The organism is Cryobacterium sp. SO2 (assembly GCF_026151165.2).
Taxonomy (GTDB): Bacteria; Actinomycetota; Actinomycetes; order Actinomycetales; family Microbacteriaceae; genus Cryobacterium.
On record NZ_CP117849.1, the window covers coordinates 1,516,693 to 1,535,474 of the forward strand.

At 67.8% G+C, this 18,782-nt stretch carries 19 protein-coding genes; 15 read left to right on the plus strand and 4 right to left on the minus strand.

Annotation, left to right across the window (positions count from 1 at the left end; genetic code table 11):
- Positions 1 to 242: 242 nt before the first annotated feature.
- The 12 genes from BJQ94_RS06910 to BJQ94_RS06965 all read left to right on the plus strand — a co-directional run bounded on the left by BJQ94_RS06910 (position 243) and on the right by BJQ94_RS06965 (position 10,364).
- A complete protein-coding gene (locus tag BJQ94_RS06910) occupies positions 243 to 545 on the plus strand; it encodes an urease subunit gamma (protein ID WP_265399871.1) in 303 nt (100 codons plus the stop codon).
- A gap of 11 nt (positions 546 to 556) precedes the next feature.
- A complete protein-coding gene (ureB, locus tag BJQ94_RS06915) occupies positions 557 to 901 on the plus strand; it encodes an urease subunit beta (protein ID WP_265399872.1) in 345 nt (114 codons plus the stop codon).
- Positions 894 to 2,597 carry an urease subunit alpha gene (locus BJQ94_RS06920; protein WP_265399873.1) on the plus strand — a complete coding sequence of 568 codons (1,704 nt, stop codon included), beginning with the start codon at positions 894 to 896 and terminating at the stop codon, positions 2,595 to 2,597. The genes ureB and BJQ94_RS06920 overlap by 8 nt, the downstream gene beginning before the upstream one ends.
- Positions 2,598 to 2,606: 9 nt before the next feature.
- Positions 2,607 to 3,362 carry an urease accessory UreF family protein gene (locus tag BJQ94_RS06925; protein ID WP_265399874.1) on the plus strand — a complete coding sequence of 252 codons (756 nt, stop codon included), beginning with the start codon at positions 2,607 to 2,609 and terminating at the stop codon, positions 3,360 to 3,362.
- A complete protein-coding gene (ureG, locus tag BJQ94_RS06930; RefSeq protein ID WP_265399875.1) occupies positions 3,355 to 4,134 on the plus strand; it encodes an urease accessory protein UreG in 780 nt (259 codons plus the stop codon). Before BJQ94_RS06925 ends, ureG begins: the two co-directional genes overlap by 8 nt.
- 82 nt (positions 4,135 to 4,216) lie before the next feature.
- On the plus strand, positions 4,217 to 5,014 hold the full coding sequence (locus BJQ94_RS06935; protein ID WP_265399876.1) for an urease accessory protein UreD: 798 nt from the start codon (positions 4,217 to 4,219) through the stop codon (positions 5,012 to 5,014).
- The gene (locus tag BJQ94_RS06940; RefSeq protein WP_265399877.1) at positions 5,011 to 6,012 is read left to right on the plus strand and encodes a HoxN/HupN/NixA family nickel/cobalt transporter; all 1,002 of its coding nucleotides are present in this window, start codon (positions 5,011 to 5,013) and stop codon (positions 6,010 to 6,012) included. Before BJQ94_RS06935 ends, BJQ94_RS06940 begins: the two co-directional genes overlap by 4 nt.
- Positions 6,013 to 6,139: 127 nt before the next feature.
- Complete coding sequence (locus BJQ94_RS06945) at positions 6,140 to 6,466, plus strand: FeoA family protein (RefSeq protein ID WP_265399878.1); 327 nt, start codon at positions 6,140 to 6,142, stop codon at positions 6,464 to 6,466.
- On the plus strand, positions 6,463 to 8,424 hold the full coding sequence (locus BJQ94_RS06950; RefSeq protein WP_265399879.1) for a ferrous iron transporter B: 1,962 nt from the start codon (positions 6,463 to 6,465) through the stop codon (positions 8,422 to 8,424). Before BJQ94_RS06945 ends, BJQ94_RS06950 begins: the two co-directional genes overlap by 4 nt.
- Positions 8,421 to 8,945, plus strand: coding sequence for a NifU family protein (locus tag BJQ94_RS06955; RefSeq protein WP_265399880.1), 525 nt, complete (start codon positions 8,421 to 8,423; stop codon positions 8,943 to 8,945). The genes BJQ94_RS06950 and BJQ94_RS06955 overlap by 4 nt, the downstream gene beginning before the upstream one ends.
- A gap of 67 nt (positions 8,946 to 9,012) precedes the next feature.
- Complete coding sequence (locus BJQ94_RS06960) at positions 9,013 to 9,369, plus strand: metalloregulator ArsR/SmtB family transcription factor (RefSeq protein ID WP_265399881.1); 357 nt, start codon at positions 9,013 to 9,015, stop codon at positions 9,367 to 9,369.
- A gap of 14 nt (positions 9,370 to 9,383) precedes the next feature.
- The gene (locus BJQ94_RS06965) at positions 9,384 to 10,364 is read left to right on the plus strand and encodes an SRPBCC family protein (protein ID WP_265399882.1); all 981 of its coding nucleotides are present in this window, start codon (positions 9,384 to 9,386) and stop codon (positions 10,362 to 10,364) included.
- A gap of 4 nt (positions 10,365 to 10,368) precedes the next feature.
- On the opposite strand, the gene BJQ94_RS06970 is transcribed toward BJQ94_RS06965, so the two are convergent.
- Positions 10,369 to 11,142, minus strand: coding sequence for an alpha/beta hydrolase (locus BJQ94_RS06970; RefSeq protein WP_265399883.1), 774 nt, complete (start codon positions 11,140 to 11,142; stop codon positions 10,369 to 10,371).
- A gap of 129 nt (positions 11,143 to 11,271) precedes the next feature.
- On the minus strand, positions 11,272 to 12,687 hold the full coding sequence (locus BJQ94_RS06975; protein ID WP_265399884.1) for an MFS transporter: 1,416 nt from the start codon (positions 12,685 to 12,687) through the stop codon (positions 11,272 to 11,274).
- 199 nt (positions 12,688 to 12,886) lie between these two features.
- On the opposite strand from BJQ94_RS06975, the gene BJQ94_RS06980 reads away from it, so the two are divergent.
- A complete protein-coding gene (locus BJQ94_RS06980) occupies positions 12,887 to 14,089 on the plus strand; it encodes a low temperature requirement protein A (RefSeq protein ID WP_265399885.1) in 1,203 nt (400 codons plus the stop codon).
- Between the two features lie 70 nt (positions 14,090 to 14,159).
- Positions 14,160 to 14,972, plus strand: a complete 813-nt coding sequence (locus BJQ94_RS06985) for an MBL fold metallo-hydrolase (RefSeq protein ID WP_265399886.1) — start codon at positions 14,160 to 14,162, stop codon at positions 14,970 to 14,972.
- A 74-nt stretch (positions 14,973 to 15,046) separates the two neighbouring features.
- Here the strand turns inward: BJQ94_RS06985 and BJQ94_RS06990 are convergent, their stop codons facing one another.
- Positions 15,047 to 16,852: a hypothetical protein gene (locus BJQ94_RS06990; protein WP_265399887.1), complete on the minus strand. Its 1,806-nt coding sequence runs from the start codon at positions 16,850 to 16,852 to the stop codon at positions 15,047 to 15,049.
- 59 nt (positions 16,853 to 16,911) lie between these two features.
- Positions 16,912 to 17,457, minus strand: a complete 546-nt coding sequence (locus BJQ94_RS06995) for a dihydrofolate reductase family protein (protein WP_265399888.1) — start codon at positions 17,455 to 17,457, stop codon at positions 16,912 to 16,914.
- 122 nt (positions 17,458 to 17,579) lie between these two features.
- On the opposite strand from BJQ94_RS06995, the gene BJQ94_RS07000 reads away from it, so the two are divergent.
- Complete coding sequence (locus BJQ94_RS07000; RefSeq protein ID WP_265399889.1) at positions 17,580 to 18,779, plus strand: serine hydrolase; 1,200 nt, start codon at positions 17,580 to 17,582, stop codon at positions 18,777 to 18,779.
- Positions 18,780 to 18,782 lie beyond the last annotated feature (3 nt).

Consider the following 18,782-nt stretch of genomic DNA (forward strand, 5'->3'; position numbering starts at 1 on the left):
GGGGGCGTGGCATTGCACTGCCATTTCCGAAACGTGTCGTGTTTGTAAACTGTCGCGGCGCTCGCCGAGTCAGATCCCCGGAAACATGCGGTTCTGTCGGGAAGAGGGTGCGGTCGACGATGACGAGTGGTTTGGTCGTGCTGTGCGTTTGACTGGAATATGACAGACTCCTGACATCGGTTCGGCGGCCTGTGCGTCGTCGTCGATGTCAGCGAACCGGCAGCGTATCGAGAGGGGGCAGCGTGCATCTCACGCCTGCGGACAATGAAAAGCTCCTGCTGGCCGTGGCCGGCATGGTGGCCCGCGACCGGCTGGAGCGCGGCGTCAAGCTCAATTACCCCGAAACCGTCGCGCTGCTCAGCACCTGGGTGATCGAGCGAGCCCGTGATGGTCGCGCCGTCGCCGACCTGATGGTGGAGGGCCGGAGTGTTCTCGGCCGGGAGCAGGTGATGGAGGGCGTCGCCGAGATGCTCGCCGACGTGCAGGTGGAGGCCACCTTCCCCGACGGGCGCAAACTCGTCACCATTCACGACCCGATCATCTAGGAGCAGCGACCATGGCAGGCCATCACTCGTCCGGCCCCGGCGCCATCCGTGTGCGCCCCGGCACCATCGTTCTCAACGGCGACCGCACCCCTGAGCAGCGGCTCACCCTGGTGTTCCTGAACACGGGGGACCGGCCGATTCAGATCGGCTCGCACCTGCACCTGCCGGATGCCAACGCCGCCTTGCAGTTCGACCGGGAGGCCGCGCACGGCTTCCGCCTCGACATTCCCTCCGGCACCTCCCAGCGCTTCGAGCCGGGTGCTTCGCGCGAGCTCGACGCCGTCGCCTTCCTCGGCGACCGCCGGGTGCCCGGACTCCAACTGCGCAACCAGGGAAAGGAAGCTCTCGATGGTTGAGATCAGCCGCGAACGCTATGCCGCCATCTACGGGCCCACGGCGGGCGACCAGGTGCGCCTGGGCGATACCGACCTGTGGATCGAGATCGAGAAGGATCTCACCGTGGGTGGTGAGGAGGCGATCTTCGGTGGCGGCAAGTCGATTCGCGAGTCGATGGCGCAGGGGATGACCAGCCGCGCCGACGGGGCGCTGGACACGGTGATCACCAACGCGATCGTGCTCGACTGGTGGGGCATCGTGCGCGCCGATGTCGGCATTCGCGGCGGGCGCATCGTCGCGCTCGGGCGGGCCGGCAACTCCGACATCGCCAACGGGGTGCACCCGCAGCTGGCGATCGGGCCGTCCACCGATGTGATCTCGGGGGAGGGCAAGATCCTCACCGCCGGCGCCATCGACTCGCACGTGCACCTGCTCTCGCCGTCGCAGATCCACGAGGCCCTCGCCACCGGCATCACCACCATCGTCGGCGGTGGCACCGGGCCGTCCGAGGGGTCGAAGGCCACCACGGTCACGCCGGGCGCCTGGCACCTCGAGACCATGCACCGCTCACTGGACGCACTGCCGGTCAACTTCCTGCTGTTGGGCAAGGGCAACACCGTCTCTGCGGATGCCTTCCGTGAGCAGGCGCTCGCCGGGGCGGCCGGCTACAAGGTGCACGAAGACTGGGGATCCACCCCGGCCGCGATCGACGCGTCGCTCAAGGCGGCGGAGGAGTTCGGCCTGCAGGTGGCCCTGCACTCGGACTCCCTGAACGAGTCCGGTTTTGTCGAGTCGACCATCGGGGCCATCAACGGCCGCTCCATCCACGCCTTCCACGTGGAAGGCGCCGGCGGCGGGCACGCCCCCGACATCCTGAGCATCGCGTCGCTGCCGCACATCATCCCCGGCTCGACCAACCCGACCCTGCCGCACACCGTGAACACCGTCGCCGAGCACCTGGACATGCTCATGGTCTGCCACCACCTGAACCCGTCGGTGCCGGAGGACCTCGCGTTCGCGGAGTCCCGCATTCGGGCCACGACCATCGCCGCCGAAGACATCCTGCACGACATGGGCGCACTGTCGGTCGTCTCCTCGGATTCCCAGGCGATGGGGCGTATCGGCGAGGTGATCACCCGCACCTGGCAGGTCGCGCACGTGATGAAGGCCCGCCGCGGTGCACTCTCCACCGCGCTGCCCGCCGACAACGAGCGCGCCCGCCGCTACGTGGCGAAGTACACCATCAACCCCGCGGTCGCGCACGGCATCGACTCCGAGGTCGGCTCGGTCGAGGCCGGCAAACTCGCCGACCTCGTGCTCTGGGAACCGAAATTCTTCGGCATCCGCCCCTCCGTGATCATCAAGGGCGGCGGCCTGGTCTGGGGCGCGCTCGGCGACCCGAACGCGTCGATTCCCACCCCGCAGCCCGTTCTGATGCGGCCGTCCTTCACTCATTCGATCGGTGCCGACCTCTCGGTGTCGTTCGTGTCGCCGGCCGCGCTGGACGACGGCCTCGTCGACCGACTGGGCCTGCGCCGACGCCTGGCCGCCGTGGCCCCCACCCGCGATATCGGCAAGGCCGACATGAAGAACAACGACGTGCTGCCGCGCATCGACATCCGCCCGGATACCTTCGCCATCTCGATCGACGGTGATCACGTGGTGCCCGCCCCGGTCGACCGCCTGCCGCTCGCGCAGCTCTACACGATGTTCTAGCCGACGCCGATGACCATCACCACGACAAGACTTCCACCGCCACTGTCGTCCGCGACGATCTCGATGATGCTCGCGGATGCGCGCCTGCCGGTGGGCGGCCACGTGCACTCCGCGGGGCTCGAGCCCGCTCTGGCCGGGGGGATGTCGGCCGCCCAGGTTCCCGCCTACATGCTGGGCCGTGCCCGCACGGTGACCCTGGTGGAGGCCGGCACCGCCGTTGTGGCGCGCCACCTGGCCCTGCAGGCAGCGGCGCCGCAGGATCGGGGCGGGAAGTCCACGCAGCAACTGGTGCTCGCCCTGGCCAGGGTCGACCGTGCCTGGGCGGCCCGCACTCCCAGCCGCGCCGTTCGGGACGTGTCGCGGTCGCTGGCCCGCGGCTACCAGCGACTCGGCGGCCGGCTGTGGGCACAGCATCCGGCCGTGATCGCGGCTGGCCTGATGAGCACGCTGTCCAGCCCCGACCTATCCCGCCCCGTGCTGCTCGGCGTCATCGCCGCGGCCGCCGGGCTCAATGCCGAGAGCCTGGTGCGACTGGTGGTCTACGACGACGCGCAAACCATCGCCGCGGCCCTGCTCAAACTCGAGCCGCTGGATCCGGCCATCCCGCCGGCCTGGGTGCTCGCCGCGTGTGCCGCAGCGGAGGAGTTCGTGCCCGACCTCGCCGCCCTGACTTCTGCCGACGCCATCCCGGCGTGGGGAGCTCCCGAAAGCGAAGGGTGGGCTGAGGCCCACTCCCGCACGACACAAAGGTTATTCCGTGCCTGAGAACACCACTTCCTCTTTCAGTGCGCCCGCGCGGTCCCTGCGCATCGGCGTGGCCGGACCGGTGGGAACGGGGAAAAGCTCCCTCATCGCCACCGTCTGCCGCGCCCTCGCCGCAGAGCTGCGCCTCGGCGTGATCACCAACGACATCTACACCGACGAGGATGCCCGCTTCCTGCGCTCCGCCGGTGTGCTCGAGCCCGAACGTATCCGCGCGGTGGAGACCGGCGCCTGCCCGCACACGGCCATCCGCGACGACATCACCGTGAACCTGCTCGCCGTGGAGGACCTGGAGCGCGACTTCAACCCGCTCGACGTGGTGCTGATCGAGTCCGGCGGCGACAACCTCACCGCCACCTTCTCGCCGGCCCTGGTGGATGCACAGATCTTCGTGCTCGACGTGGCCGGCGGGGGAGACGTGGCCCGCAAGGGCGGCCCCGGCATCGCCCGCGCCGACCTGCTCGTCGTGAACAAAACCGACCTCGCCCCCTACGTCGGGGTGGACGTTCCCACGATGGTCGCCGACGCCGAGACCGCCCGGGACGGTCGCCAGGTGCTCGCCCTGTCACGCTCCGACGCGGCCAGCGTCGAGACTCTCGCCGCATGGGTGCGCGGCTTGCTGGTGCAACACCGTGCTGGAACCCACACCCCGCAGGACCCCGGCCCGATGGCACCGCATTTCCACGCCGACGAGGAGGGTGGCCCCGGAGTGCTGCACAGCCACGACGAGACCGAGCACGTGCACGACGGCCAGCCGGCGCACGTGCACCACTAGGCCGCAGGCATCCACCGCCCGGTTGGCATCGCACGCCGACCGGCACAGCACCCACATTGGCCCGCACCCACATTGGACCCCGATGACACACATCCACCTAGGCAAAGCGCCCGGTCGTGCTCGCCTGGAAACCCGGGCGGGCGCGCTGGTGCCGCGCGTCATCGAGGTGGGCCCCGCGTTCGCGCGGGTAGCCATCGTGGCCGGCGGCGCCCTACTGCTGGGCGGGGACTCGGTGCACGTGTCGATCACCGTCGGTGCCGGCTGCACCCTGGAGCTGGAGGACATCGGCGGAACCGTCGCCTATGACGCCGACGGCCGCGGCTCTGAGTGGGTGGTGGAGGTGACCGTGGAGGCGAATGCCCTGCTGATCTGGCACGGCCTGCCGTTTGTGGTCGCCGACGGTGCCAACGTGGACCGCCGCACGACGATCACCCTGAGCGGCGCCGGCGCGGTGGCCTGCCTGCGCGAAACCATCGTTCTCGGCCGCACCGGCGAACGTGGCGGCACCATCGACCTCAGCACAACCGTGCACACAACGCCGGTCGGCGGGTCGGCCGCGACCGACCCGCTCTTCGTTGAACGATTGAGGGTGCGCGGAGCGGAACCGGTTCCCGGGGTTCTCGGCCGACATCGGGTGCTCGATTCGCTGCTTCTGCTGGGCGCTCGAGCCCCGGCGGATGCCGCCGCGGTCTCGGGCGGGCCGACAGCGGCCCGAGGGTCCACCGAGGTGTTGGAGCTTGAGGGACCGGCCAGCATCGCCCGCTCGCTGCAGCATGAGGCGCACCGCTCCGTGCTGTCGCCGGTCTGGGAGGACTGGTGCGCGCACGCCCTCTCGGTTCACAGGTCGACCTCCCGCACCCCAGTTTTGGAGCCCCGATGATCAGATCAGCGCGCCCAACCCCCGCCGCCTCGACGCTCGGCATCACCCTGACCATCGCCGTCCTGCACCTGTTCGGATGGGGTCTGCCGGTCGTGGCCATCCTGCTGGGCAAGGACGTGCTGCTGGTTCTGGGCCTGGCGGTCACGGCCTACCTGCTCGGGGCGCGCCACGCGTTTGATGCCGACCATATTGCCGCGATCGACAATGCGACCCGCACGCTCAGCGGCCGCGGAGCGCGGACGAGCGCGGTCGGTTTCTGGTTTGCGCTCGGCCACTCCACCGTGGTCGTCGGCACGGTCGGCTTGCTGGCAGCGGGGGTGCATTTCCTGGTCACGGCGATCGAAGACGACTCCTCTCCCATTCGTCAGGCCGCCGGACTCTGGGGTGTCAGTATCTCGGTGCTGTTCGTGCTGGCGTTCGGCATGGTGAACCTGCACTCGCTGGTGCGGCTGGTGCGCCGCCGCCGGGCAGCCGCCGGCGCCGATGTCGGCACGGCCGGCGGGGGGCCGACAGGGCCGCTGTTCCGGCTGTTCCGCCCTATCGCCAACCTCGTCGACCGACCGGGGCGGATGTATCCACTGGGGCTGCTGTTCGGCCTCGGCTTCGACACCGCCGCCACCATCGGACTGTTCATCACGACCGGCGCCGCCTCCTTCCAGGTTTCCTGGGCCCTCGCCCTGGCCCTCCCGCTTCTCTTCACCGCCGGCATGTGCCTGTTCGACACCCTCGACGGCGCGTTCATGGCGCGCTTGTACGGATGGGCCGCCCAGCACACCGGGCGCACCTTTCGCTACAACGTCGTGGTCACCTCGCTGTCGGTCGCCGCCGCCGTGCTGGTCTCGATGGCGGGATTCTCCGAGATCCTCAGCCAGGCCACCTCGTCGAACCTCGCCCTGCCCCTCGACACCACCTACGTCGGCTTCATCGTGGTCGGTGTTTTCGCAGTCGTCGCCCTGGTAGCCGCCGTCACCCGGGTACGCGAACCGATCACGGTCTAGCATCGTCGCGACCGGCGGCATTGCACATGTGTGCGCTCGAATGTAGGTAAGGCTTACCTAATTGTCTCTACGCTGTTGGAGGGTCGCCAACGGGCGACAGCCCACCACCCAACTCGAGGGATTGCACATGACGAGAGCGAATCGCGCCCCAGCAAGCTCCGGTGATTCGCACCCCACCGGCGCGATCACTCTGGACAGGCTCAGCGTCGGCCAGGCCGGCCGTATCCTGACGGTCAGCGGTGACCAGAGCGAGTACGGTCGGCGACTCGTGGAACGACTTGGCGCTCTCGGCATTCTGCCCGGCGCCACCATCAGCGCGCTTCGCCGTGCCCCGCTCGGCGACCCGGTGGTGTACCGGGTCTGCGATTTCGACCTGTGCCTGCGCGCGGCCCAGGCCGCACTCGTCACCGTGGCGGTCGCCGCCGCCGATGCGACTGGGTCCGCCGCCCGATGACGGACTCCTGTCATGGCGGCGCCACGACGCCCGTACTCTCCGCCGACGCGCGGGTCTTGCTGGTCGGCAGTCCCAACGCCGGCAAGACCAGCATCTTCAACCGGCTCACCGGACTGAACGCGAAGACCGGCAACTACCCGGGGGTCACCGTCGGCCGGTCCACCGGTGCTCTCACCGTCGATTCCCAGCGCTTCGCCGTGGAAGACCTGCCCGGCACCTACGGGCTCACCCCGATCAGCCCCGACGAGCAGGTGGTCGTGGATGCGCTCAGCGGTGACCTGCCCGGCATCGGCCGGGCGGATGCGCTCGTGCTGGTGATCGATGCCACCACCCTCCGCCGATCGCTCCACCTGGTAGCCCAGGTGCTCGCCCTGCACCTGCCCACCGTGATCGCGCTCACCCTCACCGACGAACTCGCCGGCCGCGGCGGCTCGCTGGACCTGGTGGCCCTCGAACGTGCACTGGGCGTGCCCGTTATCCGGGTGGTGGCCCATCGGGGCTTGGGGATCTCGGACCTCCGCGATGCCCTGCCCTCCTGGTCGACGTGGCCGCGGCCGGTTCTGGACGCCCCGTTCGACGGTGCGGAGCAGAGCGCCTGGGTGGAATCGGTGCTGCACTCAGCCGGGCACCGACCGGCCGGCCCCGACCGGCGAACGGCCCGGATCGACGCCGTGCTGCTGCATCCGCTCTGGGGCTCGCTGGTCTTCGCCGCGGTGATGGTCGCCTTCTTCCAGGTGATCTTCGCGTTCGCCGCGCCCCTGCAAGACCTGGTGGAACTGCTGTTCTCCGGCCTGGCCGATGTCGTGACCCGATTTGTTCCGTTGCCCTGGCTGGCCGGCCTCCTCGGCGACGCCGTGCTCGGTGGTGTCGGCGGAGTCGTGATCTTCCTGCCGCAGATCCTGCTGATGTTCCTGCTGGTGTCCCTGCTCGAGGGCATCGGCTACATGTCGCGGGCCGCGTTCCTGATGGACAAGGTGATGGGAGCCGCCGGGCTGGAAGGCCGGGCCTTCGTGGCGTTGCTCTCCTCGTTCGCCTGTGCGGTGCCCGGCATCATGGCGACCCGCACCCTGCCCTCGGCCAAGGACCGGATCGCGACGATGATGGCCGCGCCGCTGATGACCTGCTCGGCCCGGCTGCCGGTCTATATCCTGCTCATCGGGCTGCTGGTCAGCCCGCACGAACGGTTCGGCCCGCTGCAGGTGCAGGGTCTGGTCATGTTCGCGCTGTATGTGCTGGGAGCGGTGTCGGCCATGGTGGCCGCATGGGTGGTGAAGGCCGTGCAGGACCGCGATGGCCTGCTGATGCCGTTCTACATGGAGATGCCGCCGTACCGGATTCCCACCTTGCGGTCGATCGCCCTGTCGATGTGGGGATCGGCCGCCGCGTTCCTGCGGAAATGCGGCACCATCATCCTGGTCACGACGATTCTGCTGTGGCTGCTGCTCAACCTGCCGCTGCACTCCGACGCGGAGCTGCGCGCGGCGGGCATCGACCCCGCCGACGATGGCGCCGTCTCCGCGTACGTGCTCGACACCAGTGCCGCGGCCTTCATCGGCCGAGCCGTCGAGCCGGTCTTCGATCCGCTCGGCTTCGACTGGCGGGTGAACGTGGGGGTGCTCGCGTCGCTCTCGGCGCGGGAGACCTTCGTGGCAACGCTGGGCCAGATCGCCTCGGCCGCCGACCCGGACAATCCGGCGCACGCCTTGGCGGCGATGACCTACACCGACGGTGGACACGAGGGGGAGACCGTGTTCAGTGCTCCGACGGTGGCAGCGCTGTTGGTCTTCTTCGTCTACGCGTTGCAGTGCATGTCGACAGTCGGGGTGATGCGGCGCGAGACCGGCACCTGGAAGTGGCCGTTGATCGCGTTCGGGTACATGTTCGCGTTGGCCTGGGTGGGTGCGTGGCTGGCTCATGGCGCGGTCCTGCTGGCGGTGGCTGCCGGCGCCGCACCGTGATCCCCACCCATCCGGAGGCCGTCGTCGGCCAGCCGGACACTCTGCGGTGGGTGCTTCCCGCCGGGATCCTGGCCGTGGGGGAGGTGCGCGCCGCCCCGGGCGCCCTCGGCACCCTGCTTCGCACAGGCGTCGTGCGCCGGATGCGGGTCGACCGCACCGGCGTGCTCATCAGGCTCGAGCCGGATGCGTCCTGGCCGGCCCAGGGCGCAGCCGTGCGCGCCGCCCTGCACTCGGCCCTCGAGCAGCCCGGGGCGTGGACGCTGGCATCCTGTGCGCCACCTCGCTCGGCCGACGACAGGCTGCACGAGGCCGCCGAGGCCGTGCTCGCCGGCGCGGCCGGCGACTTCATCCGCTCGCACGGCGGCACGGTCGAGCTGATTCTGGCCAGGGATGACGTGGCCACCGTGCGGCTGCGTGGCGCCTGTGCGGGGTGCCCCGCGGTGGGTTTCACGCTGCAGGCCCGGGTTGAGCGCGACCTGCGACTGCTCTACCCCGAGCTGCGGGCGGTGCGGGCCGGCTGAGGGCACGGGTCGTGATTGCATACCCAGTGCTTGCGCGAGTCGTTTCCGTTCGATAACATACAATCAAATGGTTGTATTAGAGCTTTCAGATCAGGACGTCAACCGCCTCTTCCGTGCCCTCGCGGACGCGACCAGGCGCGATATCGTGCGCCGCACGCTGGTTACCGGGGTCACGGTGTCGCAGTTGGCGGACTCCTACGCGATGTCGTTCGCGGCCGTGCAGAAACACGTTTCAGTTTTGGAGGAGGCGAGGCTCGTGACTAAGGAGCCACGTGGTCGTGAGCGGATGGTGCGGGGAAACCCCGACCGTATCCGCGAGGCACAGCGCCTGCTCGACAGCTTCGAAGAACTCTGGCGTTCGCGCATCGACCGGCTGGACATTCTGCTGGCCGAAGACGACACACCTGCTTCACCCGACATCTAACCGAAAGGAACACCATGCCTGTCACCTCCGTCGAGAAAGACCTCGACCAGCTCACCATTACGATCGACGCCGACTTCACGGTGCCCCTGCGGCGGCTCTGGGATGCCTACACCGACCCGCGCCAGATTGAACGGTTCTGGGGTCCGCCCACCTACCCGGCGAAGTTCCTCCGGCACGACGCTGTCACCGGCGGCCGGAGCGTGTACGCGATGACCGGCCCGGAGAATGATGTGCACTACGGCTGCTGGGATTGGACGAAAGCGGACGCTCCGCACTCCTTCGAAGTGATCGACAGGTTCGCGGACGCGGCGGGCGTGCCGAATCCCGACCTTCCGGCTACCCGCATGGACTTCGCTTTCGAGGAGACCACGAGTGGCAGCCACCTGCGGACGACCTCGCACTTCGACTCCCTCGAGCAGATGCAGCAGCTCATCGAGATGGGAATGCTCGAGGGCACTCGCCAGGCCATGGCTCAGATCGACCAGGTGCTGGCGGATCTGGCCTCCTTCGCCACCGAGCGCGCGGCGGAGGCCCAGATCCTCAGCGATACCCAGGTGCGGGTGGCCCGCGTCATCCGCGGCACCGTCGAGCAGGTGTGGCGGGCCCACAACGATGCCGCCCTGATGAAGCGCTGGCTGCTCGGGCCGGACGGCTGGTCGATGCCCGTCTGCGAGATCGCCGCCAACGTCGGTGACAGCTATCGCTATGAGTGGCAGCGGGATGGCGGCGAAGAGCGATTCGGCTTCACCGGCGAACTACTCGAGTCGGAGGAGCCGTACCGGGCGGTCACAACCGAGGCGATGATCGGGATGGACTTCCCGGCCACGCTCAACGAGCTCACCCTCACCGAAGTGGAGGGCGGCACCCTGCTCGCACTCGTGATCACCTACGCAAACGCCGAGCAGCGTGACGCCGTGCTGGCGACCGGCATGACCGGCGGCATGGAGACGAGCTACCAGCGCCTCGAGGGACTCTTGCAGCCCACTCTGGCTTAGGCGGCTAGCGTGCCCGGCCGGCCTCAACTCCGGCCGGAGCAACGCTCTCATCTACCGCCTCTACCGCTGCGTGGATGGCAGCGAGCGTGGCCTCCGGATGCGACACCATCGAGACGTGGGACGCCTGCACTTCGGTGATCGTCGCGTTGGCGCGCTCGGCCATCTTGCGTTGTGTGCCGATCGGAATCACTTTGTCTTCGGTGCCCAGCACCGCCCAGGTGGGGATCGTCTTCCAGGCCGGAGGCCCCGACGGGGTCACGTTGGCGACGAACGAGGCCGGGCGCTGGGTGGCCACGATCGTCCATCGATCAGCTTCCGGCAGGTCTTGAGCAAAAGCTGTGTGCACGGTGTCGGGCTTGAGGAACGCCTCGGCGGCCCCTTCCGGGGCTCCGGGGTAGCCCGCTACATCGAGCACCGTCGTCGGGTCGGCGACCGCGAGTGCAGAACCGGACCCGTCGAGGATTGAGACAACCGTCTCACCCTCGTCGGGAATGAACGCGTCGACGTAGACGAGCGCCTTCACGTCGCCGCCGTTGGCGCCGGCGTTGGTGATCACCGCGCCGCCGTAGGAGTGCCCGACGAGCACCACTGGTCCGCTGGTGCGCTGGGCGAGGAAGGACGCGATGTACGCCGCATCCGAGGTCAGCCCGCGCAGCTCATTGGGCGGGGCCAAGACGGTGAACCCCTCGGCTTGCAGGGGTGCGATCACGGCATTCCAGCTGGACGCGTCGGCCCAGGCGCCGTGAACGAGGACGATGGTCGGTGTGCTTTCTGGCATTTGACTTCCAATCCGTAATGTCGCGGTGTGACGTCATTTGTTTGGGGTCACGTCCTGTGTTGCGCCAGACGCTGGAGGCCACGATAGCCGGGCATTGGGGCTGTTCCAATAGGGGCCAGACCGATTGAATCAGTGCCGCAGCTGCGCCTCGGCCGTCGAATCCGGAGCGCCGTCAACCGGCACCGACTCGGCCTGGTCGAGGTACTGCGCCGAGATGCGGCGGTAGGACTTGGTGAAGAACGCGGCGACTGCCGCGAGCACCATCAGGATGCCGGCGATGAGGAACACGAGCGCGATTCCCCGTGCCTGACCGTCGCCCAGGAGCCAGCCGAGATCTGAGCGGCCGGCATCCGAGTTCATGAACGGGATGATGATGAACTCGGCGATCGGCGCGATCAGGAACGCGGTGATTGGTGCAGCCGCCGACTCGAACGCGGCGGCGAATCCGAACACCCGGCCCTGCTCGCGGAACGGCACCACCTTCTGGATGACCGTCTGCTCGGACGCCTCGACCGCCGGGATGAGCATCATGTAGACCCAGATACCCGCGGCGTACAGCCACCACCACTCCCGGATCGTGAACAGCGCCCCGAGCACACCCATCAGGATGACGAGCAGCAGCATGGTGCGGATCGGGTTGCGGCCGAGACCGAACTTCGCAATCAGCAGGCCACCGATGATGAACCCGGTCGACGTCACCCCGAGCACGATTCCCCACACCTCGACGGGGAAGAGCTCGAGGCCGTACGGGTCCATCAGCGCCATGTAGACGCCGCCGATGAAGTTGTTGAACGTGGAGAAGATGATGAGCGCGAAGAGCCCGGTGGCCGCCCGCACGGCGGTGATGCTGCCCCGGAGGTCGACGAGTGGCCGCCGCTCGCCATCCTGCTGCGGTTGTGCCTCGGGGATGCGCAGGAACAATAGGTGAGCGAGGGCCGCCGCCGACAGAACTATGGCGATCAGGAGCGTCCAGCCCATGCCGAGCAACCCGATCGCGAGCCCACTGAAGACGCTCGTCACCATGAAGGCGAGCCCCTGCACCGTGCCGACGAGCCCGTTCGCGTTCGCGTGCCGTTCGGTGGGGATCAGCAGCGTGACGACCGTGGACAGGGCGATGTTGCGCATGTTCTCGATCACCGCACCGAAGAGGATGATGCCGCTGAACAGCCAGAACCAGGGCCCACCCAGGTCGAGCAGGGTGGACTCGGGGAACACCAGATACAACCCGCCGCCGATGCTGAAGGCGATCAGCGTGACCGCGCCCGCGAACACCATCACCAGGTGCTTGCGATGCCGGTCCACGATCGTGCCGAACGCCATCGAGAACACGGCGACGAGCAGCATGTATGCGCCGCCGATGATGCCGGTGGCGAGCACCGACCGCGTCTCCAGGTAAACCCAGAAGGTGAGCGCGAACCAGAGGAAGCTCGTGGTGACGTTGGCGACCGCCGTGTTCACCAGCACCTGCGCAAAGGTGCGCGCGCCCCCTGCCGGTGCTGCGGTCTGGGCGTGGGATGCGGCTGGGGCCTCGTCGGCTCTGCTCATGTGATCGTCCCCTCCTGGCCGGCTCAGAGTCGCAGTCGAGCGCTTGAATCACTCGGATCGACAGTCTGAGCCAAGCGGAGACCACTGACATTTATTGTATGGAGACAGCGTCACCGTGTCGTCCTATGCTCGTCGCAACGAGAGGATGGGCTCGATGACTGGCACCAACCGGCCTCGTCTGGTCCCTCGACTTCCACGGATGACGGGACGGGACCCAGAGCAGACCGATCGCGCGGCGACTCCGCTGGAACTGCTCTTCGACCTCACCTTCGTCGTCGCGTTCGGCCAGGCCGGCGACCAGCTCGCCCACGCCATCGCTGAGGGTCATACGGCGTCGGGCATCGTTGCCTTCGTCTTCGCGGTGGCGGCGACGTGTTGGGCGTGGATCAACTTCTCCTGGTTCGCGTCAGCGTATGACACCGATGACTGGTTCTACCGGCTCTCGACTATGGTGCAGATGATCGGTGTGGTTGTATTCGCCCTGGGGATCCCGGTGTTCTTTGTCTCCATCGAACACGGCGGCCACGTCGATAACGGTGTGCTCGTCAGCGGCTACGTCGTGATGCGGGTCGCGCTGATGGGCCAATGGTTGCGCGCCGCCGCACAAGACCCGGACCACCGCGGGACCGCGCTGAGATATGCGCTGTGTGTGGGTGTCGCCCAGGCAGGCTGGATCGCCCTCGCTATCCTCAACCTCGACGTCGCACCGTTCTTCCTCTGCGCTGGTGTGCTCTTCGCGGTCGAGCTCCTTGGCCCTATCCTGGCCGAGCGCCACTCCTCTGGCAGCCCCTGGCACCCCCACCACTTGGCCGAGCGGTACGGGCTGCTTGCCATCATCACCCTCGGCGAGGGAATCTTCGGCACCGTCGCGGCGGTGGCGGTTCTGGTGCAGGAACAAGGCTGGAGCAGTGAGGCGGTCATCGTGGTCGTTGCCGGCGTGGGCCTCACCTTCGGGCTGTGGTGGAGCTACTTCACCATGCCCTCTGGACGGATTCTGGCCCGATTCCGGTCACGGCTGTTCGGCTGGGGCTACGGGCACATCCTCATCTACGGGTCGATCGTCGCTGTCGGTGCCGGGCTGCACGTTTCTGCCTATGTCATCGAGGGTCGCTCCAGCATCGGTGTTGTCGGGGCCATCCTGGCCGTCGCGGTCCCCGCACTCCTTTTCTCCATCACGATGTTCACTCTGTACACGTTCCTCCTGCGCACCTTCGACCCGTTCCACATCGCGCTGCTCGCCGGCACCGTACTGCTCCTGGTCGCAGCGATCCTGCTGGCGACGGCGGGTGCGTCCCTGGGCGTCTGCCTCCTCGTCGTCACGTTCTCACCCGCCGTTGTCGTAGTGGGTTTCGAGGTGGTCGGGCGCCGCCACCAGGCTGATGCGCTGGACCGGATTCTGTAGTAGTGCTCGACGACTGCCCGGTAGTACCGTCTCGACAAGCTGTTGCACGTTCACAAACGGAAGGAATCCCATGCTGACGCAGGTCGCGGAGGGTGTGCTGGTTCACGAGAGCGAGTTCCTCCAGAGCAATTCGATTGTCGTGCTGGGCCGGGCGGGCGTGCTGCTCATCGACCCGGGCATCACGGCACTCGAGATGGGTGATCTCGCGAGTGACCTTCGCGGGCTCGGCCGGCCCGTGGTGGCCGGCTTCTCGACGCATCCACACTGGGACCACGTGCTCTGGCACGCGAGCTTCGGAGTGGCGCCCCGATACGGCACAGCCCGCTGCGCTGCGTCCATCCGCGACGTGCTGGCGAATGCCGACTGGAAAGAGCGCGTGGCCGGGGCGCTCCCGCCGGAGTACGCCAAGGACATCCCGATGGATCTGCTCGGTTTCATCACCGGTCTGCCCACCGACGTGACACAGATCCCCTGGGATGGCCCCACCGTGCGCATCATCGAGCATCAAGCGCATGCCGCCGGCCATGCGGCACTGCTGATCGAGGAGCGCGGCGTGCTGGTGGCCGGCGACATGCTGTCGGACATTCTGATGCCGTTCCTCGACCTGGCGGCCGCGAATCCGATCGAGGACTACCTCGACGCGTTGCGGAGGCTGGAGGGCGTGGCGGGCGGTGTTGATGTGGTCATCCCCGGTCATGGGTCGGTCAGCGGAGCCGACCAGCTGCGGGTGCGAATCGACCAGGATCGCGCGTACGTGGAGGCTCTGCGAGATGGCGGGGATTCTGGCGACCCGCGGGTCGGCCCGGCAGCCCCGTTGGAGTGGGTGCCTGACGCGCATAGGTGGCAAGTCCAGCAGCTTGCCCACACAAGAGAGAAGAGCTGAGGAGCGGTGAAGCCCGTCGAGTGACCGGCGTCGCGGACCTCCTGAGCTGGGTCTGAGTCGCCGAAAGAGCCCCGCTACGTCGCCGGGGGCCCCTCGCTGCCTCGCGCCGGTTCGGCTTCCGATTCCTTCTCCACATGCAGCAGCCGCTCCACGTCTTCGACAGAGAGCTGTGACCCCACCGACGGCAGCCCCTCCAGCAGCGAGGCGGTATACGCCCTCGCCACTCCGACATCCATCATGGCGAAGGCGGCACCGATTCCACGGGCAACGTCCGTGGCGCGCAACCACTCCGTCTGAGAGGTGAAGATCGGCTGACGCTCGCGGATGATACCGACGTCGAACACGGGCGGGTCGCCTGGCCGCGGCCGGCGCATCGGATCGTATCGCTCGATGTACTGCTTGAGTAGTTGCTTGAGGCAGCGCTCATATTGATCGGTGTAGGACGGGTCGATTTCGAGTTCGGTGCCGCGCACTCCCACCTCCACGAACGGCTCCACCGTCGGCTGGGAGAGGATGTTGCCGGTGATGTCCGCATCGGTCAGCGTGCAGCCAATCCGCAGGCCGAAGCTGCCACCGCCGCTTGCGACGTCGAGGTCGATCCCGGACGGTTGAACCTGATAGGTGACCTTCACCGTGACGGCACGGTCGTCGGGGGTCATCCCGGAGTAGCCGCGCACCGTCATCGGTAACCGCAGAACGCCCGACAGACCCGGCACCGCCACGCCGTTGAGCGTCCACGCCGAGGCGCGCATTGTGTGGAACCCCTGGGCGTCGATCCGCACCCGGATGCGTTCGTCCACGTCGAAGGTGCGCCACCAGTACTCCCGGTCTTCGACGCAGAAGGAGAGGCCTCCCGCAGCAGGCCGGAACGACCCCTCGGCGGTGCGGCGGCGGCTCGTCTCCTGCAGCTTGGCCCGCAGCCGACCGAGATAGACGTCTGTGAGCGGGATGACAGTGCGCCAGTGGGCGTTGGACCAATACGCCTGCACCCGCACATCGTCGGTGAAGGCGCTCTGGAGCGTGAAGTTGCTGGTCCAGGAGGCCTGGCCGGGCGCGGGGGAGCCGCCGGCGTCCACCAACTCGTTGTTGGGCGTGTTTCGCTCGGTGTGCCAGCCGTCGAATTCTGGATCGGTGACGATCTCAATGAGTTCGTGCGCGAGCGTCTCGACCGTGTTGTTCGGTGCGGCGCCGACAGGATCGAGGTGGCGCACCCATCCCGCCCAGTACGTGTCGGTGTCGAAGGGGCCGTCGGAGTCGTAGTCGCTGCCGTGCGCGCCCGCCACAGTGGCCATGTTGGTCACGACGTAGCCGTCGGGGAGCAGCACGATGAATGCGATGCGCGGCCCGTCGTCGGGATCCGGGAAGACGTTGTCGTCGAGCAGGTCGTCGATGAGGTCGAGCGTCGCGCGCATGGTTTCGCGAGTCGTCCCCGATGCGGGTGGACTCGGACTGGTGACGATGAGAGAACCGCGCCAGACGGGTGCGTGCGGAATGCCGTACTGGTACAGCTCCGCGAAGTAGCGGGAGGCCAGCAGCCGTTGTGTCTGCGCTTCGATGTTCACGCGCGATGCCGCCCCGGCGCCCGTCCACCAGGTGCCCCAGAAAAGCAGTTGCACCGGCACGCCACCCGCCGTACCGGCGACGGTGCCGCCGTGATGCGTCATCCTCGCGCCGTCCATATTGTGATCGGAGAAGATGACCATCGGATTCTTCGCTCGACGCCAGCCACCCTGGTACGACTCGTCGCTCAGTTTGCTGGTGAGCACCGAGTCGGGCCCCACGGACAGGTCATTGACCGTGAGAAAGGATTGGATAAGCCGGATGTTTGTCATAACGCACGCTCCCGCAGAGAAGGTGAGTCGGCACGACAGCCCGCGCACGGCCCGGAGTCGGTTCCCGACAGTGACGCTGTCACGGCCTGCGGCTGTCGTCAAGGGGCCTACGGGAGGACGCGGTAGTCGAGAACCAGGTAGCCCATCGACGAGATCACACTGCGGATCAGGGCGAGGCGGATGGGCGGCAAGCCGTCGAACAGTGTGCGTCCGGTACTGGCAATTGCCGGCGCGATCACAACCTTGAGTTCGTCGACGAGGCCCGCGGCGAGCAGCGCTTGCGCGACCGAGATGCTGCCGTGCACACCGATGTCACCGCCCGGCTGGTTCTTGAGGTCACGCACAAAATCCACCAGACCGCCCTCGATCGCACTCGCGTTGGCCCAGTCGGGGTCGAGCGGTGCGGAGGTCACCACGTACTTCGGGGCCGTGTTGATGAAGGTCGCGAATGGCTCGATCGCGCTGTCCGGCCAGAACCCCACCCATTCGTCGTAGCTGTGACGGCCCAGGATGACGGCGTCTTGGGTGGCGATCCAGTCGGATCCGGCGGCATCCGCCTCGTCATCCCATTCGGTGAAGAAGACGTTGGGGTTCTCGGCGACACCGTCGAGGGAGAGCAATTCGCACACGACAACTTTTCGCAGGGAGGCCATGGGGTGTCCTGATCATCTTGGTCGAGCGAGGGGTGCGACAGGTGGACGGTGTGAATCCTTGCAAGGATCAGGGACCGGGTCAAGACCGCCGGGTTTCGGACGGAATCCGTCAGAATGGGCGCGTGATCCACATCCGGTCTCGTCGTGTTGGTGCCGTGCTCGCCGGCGTGGGTGGCGCCGTCATGGCGGTGTTCCTGGTTGTGCTGGTTTTGTCAGGCGGTGACCTGGTCTACGCCTGGCGGGTTCTCGCGTATCAGGAGTCGGACACCCGAGATACGGAGTGGAAGGCGTCGGTGCCGATCCCCGCAACAGACCCGCGACCGTGGCCAGCGGAGGTGGACTGCGCACCGGTAAACGCCGCGCTGCGCGCCACCGGCGCCGACGGTCTGGACGACTGGCTGCACGCCGGCGGCGGGTCCGCGTTCGTCGTGATCCAGAACGGGGTGCTCACCTGCGAAGACTACGCAGACGGGATCACGGCCTCCTCAGCGTTGCCCGTCTTCTCGGTGTCCAAGACGCTGACATCGCTCCTCTTGTCGCGGGCCGTCGAGGAGGGCGTTGTCGACTACGACGACAGCATCGTGGAATATCTGCCAGAGCTGGCGGAGCGGGACGCCCGCTTTGCCGACATCACCCTCGGGGATCTGGTGGACATGCGCTCGGGGATAGCCTTCACCGTCGCCGCGGGGTTTCCGTTTCTCGATCAGGATGCCGCCCGCGTCTACTATGCGACCGACCTGCGGGCAGCCCTGCTCCGCTACCCCGAGATCGTCGCCGCGCCGGGCACCTTCGCCTACAACGATTACGCGCCGAACCTCATCGGCCTCGCCCTCGAACGGGCGGGCCAAAGCGCCATCGGCACCGATATGTCGCGACTCTGGCAACAGCTGGGGGCCCAGGACGGTGCGAAATGGCTCGTGGACGACGCCGGGTTCGCGTGGCACGAAAGCGGCCTCGTGGCCAGCGCGCGGGATCTCGCGCGCGTGGGTGAGTTGTTGCTCGACGGGGGACAGGCCGACGGGCGGCCGGTGGCGCCGGATGCGTTCCTGGCGCGCACGCAGTCCCGGGGCGGGGCCGAGACCGTTCAGTCTCTCGCCGCCGACGGGATGGGGTACGCGAACGGCTGGTGGGTGCTCGACTCAGGACGCTCCTATGTGGCGCTGGGCCGGTACGGCCAGCTGGTGGTGGTGCATCCGAAGACCCGCACGGTGATCGTTCGCCTGGGCGTGGAGGGCTACGAGGGCCACGAATCCGACGCCGCCATCGCTCGACGGTTGACCGCCGTCGCGGAGCAGCTGGGCGGATCCGTCGGCGACGACTGAGAT